Raw genomic sequence first — 17,028 nt, forward strand, 5'->3', positions numbered from 1 at the left:
ACCACCGATGATAAAAGAGTTATCTATATAAACTACTGTCATCAAGTTAAAGCGACTTAACAAAAGCATATACCAACGAAATACTGGGTACAGCCCTTGATAGATTATCAAAGCTTGAGAAGCATATGAGCACCACAGATCAAATTGAAGATCCCCAGCAGTCGCTGGATCAAATTCCGGCTACGCGCGCCTTGATTGATCAGCTCTATAGCTGTGGCAAAATCAATCGGCAGGCCCGTAACGCAGCTTTGCAACACCTGACCCCTCATACCCAATGGGGTATTTGGGCATCTAGATTACTGTTGGCGCTTGGGGTTTGTTTGGTCCTTTCCGGTGTCATATATTTCTTTGCCTTTAACTGGGCTAAATTGTTGCCCGCCCATAAGATGGGGGGCATCCAGTTTGCAATTATCGCCAGCATTATCGCCGCCTGTGTTTGCAGATTGAACCGTCTTTCCGGGCAGCTTGCGCTTATATCTGCAAGTGTTTTTGTCGGGGTTTTTCTGGCTGTTTTTGGACAAATTTATCAAACCGGGGCCGACGCCTATCAGCTTTTCATGGTCTGGTCATTGTTGATACTGGGCTGGACGATTCTCTCCAAATTTGCGGCTCATTGGGTGTTATGGCTTGTTGTTTTTAATGTTTTTTTGGGTCTTTGGTGGGAACAGGTCCCGACTGCAAGATCATGGATTGGACCAGACTGGTCGCCATTGATATTACCGCTTCTTGCCTGTTTCAACGGCCTTGTTCTCTGTACACGTGAACTCTTATCGCAAAGATCAGCCTCTGCCTATGACTGGTTGAGCGCAAAATGGACCCGCTGGATCATTCTGATCCCGATCCTCACCCTGTTAAATATTCCCATCCTTCTATTAATTGTCTCTCCTGATCTGGCTTATGAAGGCGTTTTCATTGGCTCTTTTGTCGGGGCAATTGGACATATTTGTGTTTATGTCTATTACCGCAAAATCGTAAAGGATATCTGGTCACTGGCGGCAATCACCATTTCGGCCCTGATCATTGTCGAAATCCTCACCATCCGGGTGCTATTTGAAATACTCATGGACGAAGAAGAGCTTGGCGTTTTACTGATGGGCATTGTTACCATCGGCATAATCACGGGATTTACCATGTATCTGCGATACCTTACCCGTACGCTGCAGCACGAAAAGAATGCATCAGTCACAACGGCCTCCGCAAAAAGTACAGCCACACGTGTAATCACAGAAGACACGGGAGCCTCAAATGATTAACGCAGAGACTGGACAACACCCAAAGAAAATGTCTGCAGCAGATCTTGTTGGTCACCTGTCGAACAAGAACATGATTACCGATCCCGACGATATTAACAGCTTCATTCAAGCACAAGAACAGACCCTGGACATTCCAATCTACCTCAAAATTCTATCGGGCATCGGGGCCTTTATTGCCTCTATCTGTTTTGTTGGTTTTCTGATCCTGATCGAAGTCATCAGCTTTAACAATGCTGTGGGCGCCTTAACAACCAGCGTTATCTTTATTGTTGCAGCAATCGGGCTTTACACTGTCACATTCGATGACAATACCACGGGAAAAAACTTCTTCCTCCAGGTTTCCTTTGCCCTGATGGGTGCGGGTAAGTTTCTTTTTATCTTTGCAACCTTGGAAACCTTTGGCGAAAAACTGCTTGCGTTTGCCCTGTCCTCTTTGCTCATCACGGCACTGACCTATCCTTTTTATCGGCTGCATGTTGAACGCTTCATGTCCTGTACGGGGGTATTGATTGTTATCCTGCTCTACATTCTTTGGGAAGATGAACTCGGGCTGCCAACCGACATTGCCTTTAACCTCTTTATACTGGTTCAGCTTGTCGCGGCGGGCTGTCTTTTGCTCCACCCCAAAATACCCGCTTTCTTTCAGCCCGTGGCACAGGCCCTCGTTACTGGCCTCGCAATCTCGGTCCTTTTTCTGTCCTCACACACCGAATTTAACTATCTGGACAATCCGCTCTTTATCTCTTCGTTCACCAGTAACATCTTATTTGCCGCAGCCCTTATCTTCTTGATTATCTGGGCCGCTGGCGGGAAAGAACACATAAAACAAGAACCTATTATTGTCGCCATGATCGGGGCCATCCTCCTCGCCTTGTTATCAGCACCCGGTATCCTGTTGTCCCTTGGCTTGATGATTTTTGGCTATGCGCGCCATGACAGGCTCTTTACCTTGCTTGGCTTCTTGCTCCTGCATGTTTTCCTCTGGCTTTATTACTATAATCTCGACATTACCCTGCTTCAAAAATCAATCATTCTGGTCGCCAGCGGTGGCGTTATGATTGCCGGGAAATTCTATCTCAAATTAAGGGGGTGGGATCGGACAGAGCCACAAATCTCAAATGAAGACGGAACCTTGAACAACAAGGCTACAGACCAAGGAGACACATCATGCGCCTAAAAATCATGATCGGCCTGACCGTTGTTATCCTTCTGGTCCTGAACTATAGCATTTATCAAAAGGAAGAAATTATCGACAAGGGCGAGACTGTCTTGCTTGAATTAGCCCCGGTTGACCCGCGCTCTCTTATCCAAGGCGATTATATGCGTTTGCGATATGAAATAGAAAGTGTTGCCGACGAAGCCAATGCATCACCGGATGTCGAAAGCGGTTACATGATCGTCAGCGTCAACGAACAACACATAGCCAACTTTGTCAGGTTTGATGATGACAGCCCGCTAGCTGAGGGTGAAAAGCGGCTTTATTACCATCGGTCCTATAACGGTTTAAAGATCGTCCCGGACTCTTTCTTTTTTCAAGAAGGCCACGCAGACCGTTATCAAAATGCGAAATACGGCGTTTTCAAATTTGACGACAGCGGCAACCACATCCTGACAGGCCTTGTGAACAAACCTTAATCAAACACAAAATTGTTAAATGTTTTTCTTATGGCCAATTTAAGTGCGCCTAAAAAAAATTGTGACTTTTTTTGAACCTTTTCTTCCGACACCCGACCTACAAACTATTCAATCTCATATAATCGGAAACAAGCGTGTGCAAAGCTCTAAAAAACTCTCCAAATTAGTTTCGCCAAACGTTTTAGGTTCCTGTCTAATTGGACTTACCATCATGACAACTTCTCCCAATCTGGCTGACGCGCCAAAGCACGAACAGACATATCAACAAGGTATTCAAGCTTACGATAGTCAAGACTATGAAACCGCCTTCAAATTACTCTTGCCGCTGGCCGAGCAAGGTGATGCACGTGCTCAATATCAAATTGGCGTTATGTATAATTTTAGTGAGGGCATTAAATTAAATGAAGGCGAATATTCTATAGTACATAAAGCAAAGGCGAAAGAATGGTTCACTGCCGCTGCCAAACAGGGAAACGCCGATGCACAAGTTGAATTGGCAGACCATATTCTTCTGTTCTATGAAAACCCCAAAAAAGTGACCGAAGCACTGGCATGGCTGGAAAAAGCAGCCGCTCAAGACCATGCTTTTGCAAAGTGTAAACTTGCTGATATCTATTTCGAAGGTATCACAGATGATTTTGCCTCCGGCACACCTGTCGACAAGGAAATTAAGCCCGATACTGACAAAGCGATGGAATTGTTGAATTCCGCCGCAGATCAAAACAGTATATGTGCATTAAACAAACTGGTTAGAATACATCAAAAGGGAAAATATGGTGTTCCTGTAAATTTAGCTGAAGCTCATAAATCGCTTGTAAAAACAGCAGAACTTGGGAATACAAGTTCGATGACGATGGTTGGCGATAATTATCTCAACGGTCATGGTATTGAGCAAAGCGATATACATGCCTACATGTGGTATCATACTGCGTCGGAAGTGTTAGGAGATTCCAACAAGCCAACGCCTGAGATGATTGCACATGGTATTGTTTATGTCGATCACAATGCTGAACGGATAAAGCCGTTGGACGAAAAGATGTCATCTAAACAAATTGCAGAAGCAAAAAATCTATCTCAAATTTGGATTGATGAACACAAACCCAAATAGCTTCAAAGTTAACCTAGATCTTATAACTCCCCTACTAAGGGCTATGTCTTCAGATATAATCCTTTCCCTTTAAGCACGCACCAGAAAGCTTTATCAGTTATCAAGTAGTTACATTAAAATGGATTGATCCACGTCCTTGATATCGCGCTTGCCGCACAGGGCCATAGTGATATCCATTTCATTGCGAATAATTTCTATCGACTTGGTCACGCCTTCTTTGCCCATCGCGCCCAGACCATAAAGGAACGGTCGGCCGATGTAGGTTCCCTTTGCGCCAAGGGCCACGGCTTTCAATACATCCTGTCCGGATCGGATACCGCCATCCATGTGTACTTCAACTTCATCGCCGACGGCCTCTACAATTTCTGGCAGAGCTTCGATAGAAGAAATCGCTCCGTCGAGCTGACGTCCACCATGATTGGAGACAATAATAGCATCAGCCCCGGTTTTCAGGGACATCTTGGCGTCTTCCGGATCAAGAATACCTTTGAGGATCAACTTCCCGCCCCAGCGTTCTTTAATCCACGCCACGTCATCCCAAGAAAGCTTGGGATCAAACTGTTCTGCCGTCCACGACGACAGAGAACTAAGATCTTCAACGCCCTGCGCATGACCAACGATATTACCAAAACTACGGTTCTTTGTGCCCAGCATGCCAAGACACCAGCCCGGTCGCGTTGCCATCTGCCAGATATGGTGAGGCGTAAACTTGGGCGGCGTGGACAGACCGTTGCGTAAATCCTTGTGACGCTGTCCCAGAATTTGCAAATCGAGGGTCAGGACCAACGCCGAACAGCCCGCAGCCTTTGCGCGGTCAATCAAACGCCCGGCGAAATCCTTGTCGCGCATGACATAAAGCTGAAACCAGAAAGGCTTGGTTGTTTTCTCGGCAACGGCCTCAATAGAACAAACAGACATGGTCGAAAGCGTAAAGGGCACCCCAGCCTCTTCACAGGCTTGCGCCGCCAAAATTTCGCCATCTGCGCGCTGCATGCCTGTCAGCCCCGTCGGCGCAATCGCAACAGGCATAGACACATCCTGCCCGACCATCTGACTGGCGAGGGTGCGATTGGTCATATCCACGGCAACCCGTTGACGGAACTTTATTTTTTGAAAATCGCTTTCATTAGCGTGATAGGTTCCTTCGGTCCAGGACCCTGAATCTGCATAGTCAAAAAACATCTTTGGCACACGACGTTGCGCCAGTTTTTTCAGATCAGCAATTTCCAGAACCTGTGCCATGACATTACTTCCTTGTTCTTCGATCAGATGAAATATTGACATATTGGATAAATAATTTTACCAATTATGTAAAGTGGTAAATTATTATTACCAAAATATCTCAATAAATATTTGGGCAAGATGGCACTGAACAAAATACGATCTGAAAAACTATCGGATACTGTGGCAAAACAACTAGAGAACTATATTCTCGAAGGCGTTCTGCCGCCGGGTGAGTACCTGCCGGCTGAACGTGATCTGGCAAAACAATTGGATGTTTCCCGCCCCTCTCTCCGCGATGCCCTGCAAAAGCTCGAAGCTCAGGGATTGCTGGAAACCCATCAGGGTGGTGGCACCCTGGTTAAAAACTTTCTAGGGCCATCCCTCACCAACCCTTTGACTGCGATATTTCAGAACCACCCTGACACAGTAAATGATTTTATGGAATTCCGGACTATTTCCGAAGGTAATGCCGCCTATTATGCCGCAGTGCGCGCCACCGATGCCGACCGAGAGATACTCACCGCCTGTATAACGGCCATGGATGCAGCCCATGAAAAAGGGGATTTGGAACTGGAAGCCAGTATCGACGCTGATTTTCACCTGAACATCGCCGAAGCAGCGCACAACGTCGTGCTCCTGCACGTTATCCGTTCCCTGATCGAAGTCCTGAAAAAGGGCGTATTCCTAAGTCGAAAGCAGCTCTATACCCATCAGGGATCACGTGAACGCCTACTCGCCCAACATCACGCCATCTATGACGCTGTTATGACTGGCAACCCCGACGAAGCGCAAAAGGCATCGCAAGACCACCTTGCTTACGTCCAGCAAGCCATCCGCGATCTGGAACGCGAAGACCACCGTATCGAAGTTTCAAAACGACGTCTGGAACGCTTTATAGCAAAGCAAAAGAAAAAAAATCGAGAATAAAATATCCGACGGCAGTGATCTAATCGACCTAAAATAGCTCCGTTTGTCGATCAACCTCATTTCCCAGGTCTGACCAACTTTGTCCGAGTATATCGCTATAGAACTGATCCAGTCGACCATCTTCTGCACGTGCTCGCAAAGCATTTTCAAACTTCCGATATAAATTTTCGCGCCCTAGTGCATAAGCCAGATAATTTTTCTCAAATGCAACAGCTGGCTTTAAAACTTTAAGGTTGAGATTATTGTCCTTAATAATTTTTTCCGAGAAGATAATATCTTCAAGAAAAGTATCGACTTGTCCCTTTTCAACCATGGTAAAAGCATGTGGTACAACATCAGGATTATCGCCGTTAAAATAACCAACTTTTGAAACCTTCCAATAAGGGGCAAAGTTCCTTATTTTCTCAGGATATTCATAATCTAACGACTGTAAAACTTTCTTTCCCTTGAACTCTGACAAGCCAGTAATATGGTTTTTGGGATAGTCTTTTTTAACGACAGCACCGATTTGCCACGTTACCAATGATGTACGCCCCATAAGAACATCTGTCGTAAAACCAGTAACCATAAGAATGTCAATCTTGCCCTGAGAAACTTGCTTCATACACCTTTTAAAGGGCAAAAGGCGGAATTGAATTTCATATCCCGTTTCACGCGCAATCTCGTGTAAAAGCGTGACAACAACACCACCTGCTTCATACTCGGAATTTGCATAATAAAACGGCTCCCAACCATCGTAACAGGCGGTGATTTTCTTACTTTCCGCTTTTGTATAGTGTGGGAAGAACCCCAGAAAAATAACAAGTCCAAAAATCAAAAACAACTTAACTTTGTTGAATAATACCATAATGTAAAAACACACAATTTTTCACTAAGATTCCATTAAATGTTCCCTTAGCATTTTATACCGGTATCAGTAAATAAACTACGTGCTTACGATTGAACCCTACGTGCCCTCTTCAACCTCTTTTGGTTGCACTGTTTCTTCTTTGGAATTTCTAGCTTTGAAAATCGGTTTTAATAGATAATCCAGAATAGATTTCTTACCCGTCAGTATTTCTACATTGGCGGTCATACCTGGAATAATCTCAAGCTCTTTACCCTTACTGATGATTTTGTTGTCATCAGTCCGCAGATAAATCCGGTAGAAACTTTCTCCTTCTTCATCTTTGATGGTACTTGCCGATATCCGTTCCAGCTTGGCTTTCATGCCACCATAAACAGAAAAATCATAAGCAGAAACCTTAATCGTGGCATTCTGACCCTTTTGCAAAAACGCACGGTCAGATGGGCGGATTTTAGCCTCGACAATCAATGTATCATCCAAAGGAACAATTTCGACGATATCTTCGCCGCCACGGATAACACCACCAACCGTATTACGCTTCAACTCCTTAACGACCCCATGAACAGGTGATTTCACATCCGTACGTCTGACGGTATCTGCCCCGGCTTCCATACTCTCGGTGACAGATTTCAACTCTGATCGTGCCCGGTTCAGTTCATCAGACAGTTCAGCCTTGGTCGTCAGGATCATTTCATCGCGGCGTTGTTTTGATTCCAGAACGGCATCCCTTAACCGTGGCAAACTAACCCCAAGCGTTTTGATTTCCCCTTCCAAATCCACGATTTCGCGGTTCAGACGAATAAGTTGTAGGCGAGGCAGAACCCCCTTATCCACCAAAGGCTTGGTGATGTTACGTTCTTGTTGGGCAAGACCAAGCGAGTTCCGCAACTGCCCTATCCGGCTATTTGCCTCGGAAATTTCTTGTTCCCGTTGCCGTGTCTGGTTTTCAATCACCTGTATTTGCGAAGACTGCTGATTGCTTCGTGCGGAATAGAGCGCCATCTGATCATCAACTTCATCCGCCGAAGTCTTCATTTGCTCTTCGGTATATTCCAACGGCGTATCATTCAGTTCTGCCATCATTCGCATAACCGAAATCGAAAGTATTCTTCGCTGACCTTCCAGATCATCCGCACTTGCCTGAGCTGACGAGTTATTAATCCGAACTAGAATAGTTCCCTTTTCGACAGTATCACCTTCTTTCACTAGGATTTCAGAAATAATCCCGCCTTCAAGGTTCTGAATAATTTGTGTCTTTTGGGCTGGCGTAAACGTACCCTCGCCCCGGGTAACTTCATCCAATTCGGTCAAGGACGCCCAGATAAAGAAAGCAATAAAAAAGAAAAAAGAGAGAAAAGTTAATACATAGGCAGCCTTACGGCCCTTACGAAGCTCGGCAGATTGTAAATCTGACATAAAGAGCAGATCTTCCTCTGTTCTGGACATGGAAGACATAATCGTCTTTCCCTTCAGTCATCTAACTTTATTAAGAGGATCTGCTACAATTTTTCAATAGTGCAGTACGTATAGTGGGCGTGGTCTTATCACCCTGGCAGGTTTGCCAAAGCTATACCTCTTCTGATCGAAAGGCGAGGCATTATTATAAATCAACCACATAACTGTGAAGAATTGGATAATGGAAAACAACAAAGACCTGTAATCATTTGATTTAAAAGTGAGTTATTTGCCCGCCGTTAGCAACATTGTATACTAAACAAATAATCGATATGGAGGCTGTCTTGGAATACCTGACACTCAACGATGAATTGCTGCAAAATCACCATATTTGCTGTGCGATCAGCGACAAAAAATGTGCAGATGGATATGCTGCAAAAAAAGACTGGTTACGCACTCAATTTGCCAATGGATATCGCTTCCACAAAGGCGATGCACGCGGCAAAGTCTTCATAGAATATGTGCCTATTGCACACTCCTGGTTACCCATCTCTGGCAAAAATTTTATGGTAATCAACTGCTTTTGGGTTAGCGGACAGTTCAAAGGAAAGGGGCATGGCAAAGCCCTTCTTCAGCAATGCCTGAATGATGCAAGAGCCATGGACGGTATTGTGGCGGTATCAAGTGACAAAAAACGCCCTTTCATGACAGATCCGAAATTTCTTGCCCATAATGGCTTCACTGTGATCGACGAAGCGCCACCATTCTTCAAATTATGGGGCCTGAAGCTAAATAGTGAGGCTGATTTTCCTCATTTTTTTGACACCGCGCGCAAAGGAGTATCGCCAGAAACAGAGGGGATCACGGCTTATTACTCCAATACTTGCCCATTCACAGAGTTTTACACCAACAACGCATTACGCGAATATGCGACTTCCAAAGGCATCCCTTTAACAATCAACAAAATTTCCAGTCAGAAAGCTGGACATGCTATGCCTATCCCATGGATCATCAACAGTGTGTTTTATAAAGGTGAATTGGTAACATTAGAAATGAAGGCACAACGGCACCTCGATAAATTAATCGGTTAAAGCACAGAACATCTATTATCGTATCCTAGCCGATTACGGCAACTGGCTATTTTTTTGAGCTCGCGACAGAAAAGAAAGCGCACAAAGGCACGATCAAATATCTCTGCGAAGCATTTGTGTGTTTTGTCTGTCCGCACAGCGGCGCAACAGTCTTCGACAAAGCGTTATAAATTAAACATTGTATTCCCTTTCGATGCAAAGAGCACCTTCAATGCTAAAGAACACTGGCAACATCTCAGTTAACTTTAAACAAGACAGGAACGAGCATTGATTGAGTATAACAAAGAAATGGGAAAAATCTATTCGCGTCCGGCACGCCATTCTTTCCAGCGTAAATAAACATTCGCACCAATTGTAGAAAATGGACGGGGTGGTAGTTTTTTGGGTTCAGGCTCATTCGAAAACACTTTTGTGATCTCACTGCAATGACCACTGGCAAGTTCCGCAGCACCGATACCTGTCATTGTTCCTCGCGCAGTTCCCAACCCATTCTGGCAACATGCAGAAAAAACATTGTCTTCTACCTGCTTCAGAACAGAAACATTGTTTTGACTTAGGCATAAATGTCCTGCCCAGCTATATTCCATTTGCAGCCCGGATAACGCAGGGAAACGGTCATTGAACTTTCGCTCCTGTACTGCAAGGGCCCTTGTAACAGCCTGCTTTGATGCCACCATATCTGGCAAAAAACTTGCGCAGGTTCGGGTAATAATACGGTTCCCCCCCAAAACGGTGTCAATCCGTCGAACAGTTGTCCCCATAGGATCTGATGGTGTGATTCCCCAACGGGGCTGCCCACCAAGTTTCTTTAGCATGTCATCATCAAGATCCGGGGTCATGGAAGCATAGAGGAAAATATGCATTAACCGTCCCTGTGCAAAACCAAAACTCTCGAGGTGACCATTGTTAGCAATAATGATACAGGCCGCAGAAACATTTCCCTTTGGGGTTTCAACACACCAATCAATCCCGGTTTTAGCAAAAGCCTTAACAGGTGTGTTTTCATAAATGCTTATTGTTTGTTGCAAACCATCGGCCAGTCCCTGAATATATCCGGCAGGCTGCAACATTGCTGTACCCGGCGTGTAAAGACCAGAAAGATAATGCGAGCTACCGGTCAATTCCAGCATCTGTTGAGCATCCAGCATTTGAGAAGGCTCGCCCAAACGATCAAGATGCATTGCGTAATCCACATTACGCTGCACCCCTGATGGGCTTGCCGCGCCATTTACTTTTCCCGCTGGATCGAAATAAGCTGGATTGATACCATATTCTTCGACAGCCTTTTTTGCGAAATCAATCGCCATTCGGTTAAGACTGATCATCTTCAAATCAGTGCTTTGTGTTTGTCCTGCATAATCATCGGACGACAAGTCATGAGGCAGATCAATCATAAAACCTGAATTACGACCAGAAGCCCCTTCGGCTATTTCCCTTGCCTCCAGCACAACAACCTTCGCCCCTTGATTTAGCTGCATCAAACGTCGCGCGGCTGAAAGCCCGGCGAAACCAGCACCAATAACAACAAAGTCGGCCGTAATATTTTGCGTCAAAGGTTCATTGACCGGGCGCGGCGGTAAGATATCCCTCCATGCTGCCCGACCTCTGTGTTCAGGAATCTGTTTTGCCCGATACGTTTTCATAATCACCTTATCTTACTCACACGACATGTTCTTAGCTAATCCACCACGTCATCATTATCATCAGCCAAGTCAAGCCAGATTGTTTTTAGTTGTGTATATTGATCATGCGCATAAAGGGAATTATCACGCCCGCCAAACCCAGATTGTTTATACCCGCCAAAAGGCGTAGAGATATCACCCTCACCATAACTGTTAACCGTTACAGTACCCGCCCGAATGGCACGAGCACCACGAAGAGCACGTTTGGCATTTCCCGTAAATATGGATGCAGCAAGGCCATAGTTCGTATCATTCGCAAGTTTTATGGCTTCATCATAACTTGCGACAGTTATCACCGATAATACTGGGCCGAATATTTCATCCCGTGCCAAAGTGTTATCATGGCTCTCTAACTCAACAATTGTTGGTTCTACAAAAGCTCCTTGATGTGACTGCCCCCCAAGATAGATCGCCTCGGCCTTTGCTTTCTCAAGATATTCACACACCTTCTCAAAATGGGCGTTGGAAACTAAAGCCCCCATTCGGGTTTCAGGATCAAGTGGGTCACCTATATTCCAATGACGCGCATGACTTTTGATACGGAAAAGTAATTCTTCCTTTACATCACGATGAACAATCAACCGTGAAATTGCCGAACAGTTCTCCCCCATATTCCAAAAAGCACCGTTAACCACATGCTGCGCAACCTTATCCAGATTTTCAGCATCATCCATCACGATACAGGGGTTCTTCCCCCCCATTTCCAGAACAACTTCCTTCACATTTGATTCCGCAGAATAGGTCAAAAATCGCTTACCTGTCTGCGTTGATCCTGTAAAAGAAATCATGTCAACATCCATATGCCGACCCAACGGCTCGCCTACCTCAGCACCACCGCCCGGCACCACATTCAAAACCCCTTTTGGCAAGCCAGCCCTTGTGGCCAATTCAGCAAGGTAAAGCGCCGTCAACGTCGTTTCCTGAGCAGGCTTTACAACAACGGAACATCCTGCGGCAAGTGCAGGGGCAATCTTCCAGGCCAGCATTAAAAGAGGAAAATTCCACGGCAGGACCAAGCCAACAACACCGATTGGTTCGCGAACAACCATAGCAAGGTGATTATCCGACGCGGGTGCGACTTGATCATATATTTTGTCGATTGCTTCAGCATGCCATTTAAGACAGTGTACTGTTTCAGGAATATCGACTGTTTCACAATCATATATGCTTTTGCCACTATCCAGACTTTCCATCACAGCAAATTCGCGAGCATTTCTTGATAACAGAACAGACAGACGAACTAATATTTCCTTGCGTTCAGACGGTGGCATTTTTGACCATCTGCCATCCTCAAATGATTCACGCGCTTTGGATACAGCAAAATCAACATCCTTTTTATCACACGCAGAAATTTCGCCTAATACCTCGCCAGTTGCCGGGTTTACGGTCTGAAATGTATTTCCCGAAACAGAGGGTCTAAACCCCCCGTCAATATAAGGGTTGCAAGGAAAATTCAGATCTGAAGCTATTGATTTATATTCTTCTGTCGTTAATAAATTCATGAATTCAGTCCTCTGCCCGGATTTTTGCAATTGTTGTTTTCAACACCTGAATAACCTGTTCCAAGGCGCGCTTCTCATCCTTGTTCAACCCCTTGAGAGGAGGACGCATTGGCCCCGTATCAATGCCATCAAGGGTAACCCCGTGCTTTACACATTGAATAAATTTACCGCCCTGTTCCAGAACCCGCATCAGCGGCATCATGGCGGACATAATGCGCCGCCCTTTATCAAAATTCCCTTCCACAGCGCAGGCCTGATACAGTGCAATATGTTCATCCGCTAAGAAATTTGATCCGGCGCACACCCAACTTCTGGCCCCCCAGGCAAAGAATTCCAATGCTTGATCGTCCATACCACACGACATTTGTATATGTGGGTAATCACGCGCCAGCAAATGTACCCGATTGATATCTCCGGAACTTTCCTTGATTGCACAGATATTGCGAGACCGGGCGACACGATCGAGAAAATCTTCCCCCATATGTACCCCCATTCGCCCCGGATAATTATAAAGCATAATCGGCAGATTGACGGCCTTATCAATCGCAAGAACATTGAGCGCATTCTCACGCTCTGTAGGAACTGAATAAGGCGGTGTCGCGACTAGAATAGCATCAGCCCCCATTTCTTTGGCCCCTGATGCAAGAGCAATAGAGTCCGGCGTCATCATTGCACCCGTCCCGACGATCAGGGGTAATCGCCCCTTTATCTGCTGCTTGGTAAAACGTGCAATTTCAAGTCGTTCATTGACATCTTGCGCATAGTTCTCACCGGTTGATCCACCTGAGATAAGCCCATGCACACCCTTCGCAATCAAATTTTCGATAACCTCAGACATAGCATCATAGTTCACACTGCCATCCGAATAGAGAGGTGTTACGAGCGGTGTGTATATGCCCTCAAACTGCATAATCGGGGTCATTGCATCCTCACATGTATTTAAGAAAATGTGCCAAGCGGTATATCCAGCTGACCGGGCATCACAAAAAGTTCTATTTGATGGCGTGAAAGATTCCAGTGATCAGTCGCCAACTGAGCGGCCGCGACTTCGTCCCTGTTTTCAATCGCTGTAATAATAGCGTCGTGCTGATCACTCGCAGCCGTCAAGTTCTCAACCATCTTATGATCTTGGGGACGATAAAAGGTCATGCCAATGCGTGCATGGTCAATCAATAGCCGATTGAAGCTCGGCTTTAGATAAATATTATCGGCCATTTCACCCGTGATCTCGTGAAAACGATTATTTGACAAAGCCCTGTCTGCACTTGACCCGCTACGCAAGGCATCTCGGAAGCGTTCTTGCGCAGCTTTTAGGTTCTCAATTTGATCAGGCAGGGCATTACGGGCTGCCAACCTCATTACAGCACCATAAATCATCGGCGCAGCAAGAAAGAAATCCCGCAATGTCATGTGACTCATATCAGATATTTTTGTCCCACGATTTTCGCGTAATTCCACAAAACCTTCGCCAGCCAATTCACGGAAAACTTCCCGAAGTGGTGTTCTTGAAAGCGAGAATTCTTCGGAAAGCTGAACTTCGTCCAAATCAGATCCCGGCTTTCTCACAAGGGTCAGTATTTCCCGTTTAAGAACCTCTGACATCGCCCGCTTCCGCTTTTTGGCATCATCCTTCATTTGATAGACTCATTTCGCAACACGGCTATCCCTCTGCGTTAATGATTAAGGAAGTTAAATTTATACATTAAAAATACAATTTGTATACAATAATAATTTTCACATTAAACATCACCAATAACAATTTGATAAAAAACAAAATTTATCGTTATAATTATTTTCAGAACAGAAATGAATCGAGAGTATTTTTGCCCCAAATCCATTCCTGTTATGACTTGGAGGGGGCCAAATCAAATTTTATGATGACTGGGTTATAGCTATCTCGCGGGGCAACTCTAACTCTCAAACTCTTTTGGCGACCATTACCATGCTCGCCAATTCAAACGGTTTGGAACCTGAATGATTTCCGAGTCAAATTGCTGTTCTCGACAGGGAAGGCACCAACTTAAACAGCTAACAAAAAACACCCCCGGATGTTTAATACATGCAAGGATGTTTTTTTCTGAGGGTATCTTTTCGAAAATTGTTTTTTCAGGGATCCCGATCAGAGATATTTAATCTTGTCTAAAACTTTGGATCAATTGATCAAATCCCTTTTGAACCAGCTCTTTTTGCTTATTTGTTGTTTGCGTAAAAATAATCACGCGATCAGTTTGAACATTCATTTCATAAAAATCTGCGGTATGGGGAACCTCTACATCCGCAAGGGTAACAGAAAACTGATTTCGAAGTGCCTTTTCAACATTGTCGTTTTGATCAACTTCGAACTCTACGATGCCACCTCTGTCTCTTGATCCAACAGGCAGTAAATCATTAAAACTGTCTATGATCAGATTGACATAATCCTCTAGCTTGATCGTTGCACCATTACTGAATACTGAAATTCCGGCGACCGCATCGGTGGATGTTGCGATATCAATATAACGAAATCCCTCCTCACTTTTGTCACCGACAACCTTCCAGTTCCCCGGTAAGATAAAGCGAACACCATCCTTTTCATAGGACTGGCTATTCACAAGATCAGCAGGTTCATCTCAGGCAAAAAGAACGAAAACCAGTAACAACGTACAAATATTTTTCCACATACCAATAGATCTTTTCATCAAAAAATTAAATCCAGAGCAAAGACAAATACACCCCTTACCCATGAGACAGAGGGACTTTAACAAAGGGTACTTCTTACCCGGATAACTGTTCCCCCAACGAAGCGGCGAAGAAGTCTTCCGGACCATCGATTTCTTTCAAGCGTTTGTTTTCAATCAACCAATATCTGGTGCCCGTGTTGCGCACAAAGGCCCTGTCATGGCTGACCAGAAGACAGCTGGCATTATGGGCCTGTAATTCTTCTTCCAGCGCTTCCTGTCCCTCAATATCCAGATGGTTTGTTGGTTCATCCAATAGATAAAAATTTGGATTGCGCAGTCTTAGATCCAGCATCGCAAGACGGGATTTTTGTCCGCCGGATAACGCCCCGATGGGCTTGCTTTGCATATCCAGATTAATGCCTGCCCCGGCCAGCAACGCAATCGCACGTTGATCGCCGACATCGAAACGTTCCGTGATGATCTCTTGTGGTGTTGCTTTGTCATCTAGTTGGGACAACGCCTGATCGGAATAGCCCATGACCACGGTTGGTGTGGATTTGATCGTCGGGTGTTCCCCCAGAACGGCCTGTTGTACCATGCGGATCAATTGGGTCTTCCCGGTTCCGTTTCGGCCAAGCAAAACAATACGGTCCCCGCGCTTGATCCAAAGTGGCGGGTTCTTGAACAAAACCTTGCCATCAGGGGCTGTGACTTCCCCCTCTTCCAGTGTGATCAAAGCCTTGGCGTGGGTATCAGAATTGACAAGCTTGATCGCCCCCGCCGACTTGTCTTTATAGGCCGCTTGGGATTGCTGCTCAATCTTGTCCGCACGTTCTTTGAGTTGTTTGGTTTTGGTGATCAGCAAATCACTACCGGAATTGACCCCGATGTTCTTGAGCTTCGCAGCCTGACGCCTTAGCTGTTGTGCCTTGCGGCTATCATTTTCGAACTGCCGTTCTTTTGCCGCATCACTTTCATCCAAGGTCGTCCGTGCCTGACTATAGGGCAGGGAAAAAGCTTGTGACTGATCTTCCCGCAGGAAAAGTGTTCGATTGGTTACGGCATCCAGAAAAGCACGATCATGGCTAGCCACCAGTATCGGTGTATCCCGTGCCACAGTCCCCAGCCAGTTCTGAAGAAAGCCAATGCGCGAAAGATCAAGGTGGTTGGTTGGCTCGTCCATTAACAACAGGTCAGGTTCGCCCACCCACACGCGGGCAAGCAGCATCACGCGTTGCCAGCCACCAGACAGTTCGCCGACCAAACGACTGTGTAGCTCTACAGGAACGGCCAGATCATCCAGCACAACATCAACGCGCCAGCTTTCGTATTCTGCCTGTTCTGTCGGTAACGCCGAAAGCACCGCATCATACAGAGTTTGTGTCATGAGTTCTTCGGGAACATTTTGTTCCACGTACCCGACCTTTAGCCCCCGTGTGCGGGTGATATCCCCCTCGGTTGGCTCTAACCCGCCAGCAAGGCAACTTAACAGCGTGGATTTCCCACGACCATTGGCAGCAACCAAGCCAATATGATCACCCTTGTTGATGGAAAAATTCAGGTTTGAGAAAAGCGGCATACCAAGGGTAATGCCCAGATCTTTGGCATTTAAAAGTGTCATAACGGTCTCGAGAAGCGCAACAGAATCAAATTTGTAGCACTACCTTTACAACATAAGCCCTTCGCCCGTGAGATAGCCCCCCA

Annotated in this window: 15 protein-coding genes; 6 read left to right on the top strand and 9 right to left on the bottom strand. The window is 45.6% G+C overall.

Annotated elements, in window-relative coordinates; genetic code table 11:
* The first annotated feature begins 125 nt into the window (after positions 1-125).
* Genes ACN0W5_RS13255 through ACN0W5_RS13270 form a run of 4 tightly spaced genes read left to right on the top strand, consistent with a single transcriptional unit; the run spans position 126 to position 3,996 of the window.
* On the top strand, positions 126-1,253 hold the full coding sequence (locus ACN0W5_RS13255; protein ID WP_417454567.1) for a DUF2157 domain-containing protein: 1,128 nt from the start codon (positions 126-128) through the stop codon (positions 1,251-1,253).
* Positions 1,246-2,430 carry a DUF4401 domain-containing protein gene (locus tag ACN0W5_RS13260; RefSeq protein ID WP_417454568.1) on the top strand — a complete coding sequence of 395 codons (1,185 nt, stop codon included), beginning with the start codon at positions 1,246-1,248 and terminating at the stop codon, positions 2,428-2,430. The genes ACN0W5_RS13255 and ACN0W5_RS13260 overlap by 8 nt, the downstream gene beginning before the upstream one ends.
* Positions 2,421-2,888, top strand: coding sequence for a GDYXXLXY domain-containing protein (locus ACN0W5_RS13265; RefSeq protein WP_417454569.1), 468 nt, complete (start codon positions 2,421-2,423; stop codon positions 2,886-2,888). Before ACN0W5_RS13260 ends, ACN0W5_RS13265 begins: the two co-directional genes overlap by 10 nt.
* A gap of 43 nt (positions 2,889-2,931) precedes the next feature.
* A complete protein-coding gene (locus tag ACN0W5_RS13270; protein ID WP_417454570.1) occupies positions 2,932-3,996 on the top strand; it encodes a tetratricopeptide repeat protein in 1,065 nt (354 codons plus the stop codon).
* A 108-nt stretch (positions 3,997-4,104) separates the two neighbouring features.
* Here the strand turns inward: ACN0W5_RS13270 and ACN0W5_RS13275 are convergent, their stop codons facing one another.
* Entirely contained in the window at positions 4,105-5,280 is a 1,176-nt protein-coding gene (locus tag ACN0W5_RS13275; protein WP_417454571.1) for an alpha-hydroxy acid oxidase, read from the bottom strand.
* Positions 5,281-5,358: 78 nt separating this feature from the next.
* On the opposite strand from ACN0W5_RS13275, the gene ACN0W5_RS13280 reads away from it, so the two are divergent.
* Positions 5,359-6,147 carry an FCD domain-containing protein gene (locus ACN0W5_RS13280; protein WP_417454572.1) on the top strand — a complete coding sequence of 263 codons (789 nt, stop codon included), beginning with the start codon at positions 5,359-5,361 and terminating at the stop codon, positions 6,145-6,147.
* Between the two features lie 28 nt (positions 6,148-6,175).
* Here the strand turns inward: ACN0W5_RS13280 and ACN0W5_RS13285 are convergent, their stop codons facing one another.
* Positions 6,176-6,994, bottom strand: coding sequence for a substrate-binding periplasmic protein (locus ACN0W5_RS13285; RefSeq protein WP_417454573.1), 819 nt, complete (start codon positions 6,992-6,994; stop codon positions 6,176-6,178).
* A 99-nt stretch (positions 6,995-7,093) separates the two neighbouring features.
* On the bottom strand, positions 7,094-8,449 hold the full coding sequence (locus tag ACN0W5_RS13290) for an HlyD family type I secretion periplasmic adaptor subunit (protein ID WP_417454574.1): 1,356 nt from the start codon (positions 8,447-8,449) through the stop codon (positions 7,094-7,096).
* Between the two features lie 284 nt (positions 8,450-8,733).
* Between ACN0W5_RS13290 and ACN0W5_RS13295 the strand changes: the two genes are divergently transcribed.
* The gene (locus tag ACN0W5_RS13295) at positions 8,734-9,480 is read left to right on the top strand and encodes a GNAT family N-acetyltransferase (protein ID WP_417454575.1); all 747 of its coding nucleotides are present in this window, start codon (positions 8,734-8,736) and stop codon (positions 9,478-9,480) included.
* 299 nt (positions 9,481-9,779) lie between these two features.
* Here ACN0W5_RS13295 and ACN0W5_RS13300 read toward each other — a convergent pair whose 3' ends face one another.
* The 6 genes from ACN0W5_RS13300 to ACN0W5_RS13325 form a co-directional block, all read right to left on the bottom strand.
* The gene (locus ACN0W5_RS13300; protein WP_417454576.1) at positions 9,780-11,123 is read right to left on the bottom strand and encodes an NAD(P)/FAD-dependent oxidoreductase; all 1,344 of its coding nucleotides are present in this window, start codon (positions 11,121-11,123) and stop codon (positions 9,780-9,782) included.
* A 35-nt stretch (positions 11,124-11,158) separates the two neighbouring features.
* The gene (locus ACN0W5_RS13305; protein ID WP_417454577.1) at positions 11,159-12,664 is read right to left on the bottom strand and encodes an aldehyde dehydrogenase; all 1,506 of its coding nucleotides are present in this window, start codon (positions 12,662-12,664) and stop codon (positions 11,159-11,161) included.
* A 4-nt stretch (positions 12,665-12,668) separates the two neighbouring features.
* Entirely contained in the window at positions 12,669-13,586 is a 918-nt protein-coding gene (locus ACN0W5_RS13310) for a dihydrodipicolinate synthase family protein (protein ID WP_417454578.1), read from the bottom strand.
* A 17-nt stretch (positions 13,587-13,603) separates the two neighbouring features.
* Entirely contained in the window at positions 13,604-14,299 is a 696-nt protein-coding gene (locus ACN0W5_RS13315) for a GntR family transcriptional regulator (protein WP_417454579.1), read from the bottom strand.
* A gap of 494 nt (positions 14,300-14,793) precedes the next feature.
* Positions 14,794-15,255: a hypothetical protein gene (locus ACN0W5_RS13320; protein ID WP_417454580.1), complete on the bottom strand. Its 462-nt coding sequence runs from the start codon at positions 15,253-15,255 to the stop codon at positions 14,794-14,796.
* Between the two features lie 163 nt (positions 15,256-15,418).
* Positions 15,419-16,945, bottom strand: a complete 1,527-nt coding sequence (locus ACN0W5_RS13325; protein WP_417454581.1) for an ABC-F family ATP-binding cassette domain-containing protein — start codon at positions 16,943-16,945, stop codon at positions 15,419-15,421.
* Positions 16,946-17,028: the final 83 nt, after the last annotated feature.

This window comes from Kiloniella sp., assembly GCF_048270245.1.
In the GTDB taxonomy this organism is placed as follows: domain Bacteria; phylum Pseudomonadota; class Alphaproteobacteria; order Kiloniellales; family Kiloniellaceae; genus Kiloniella.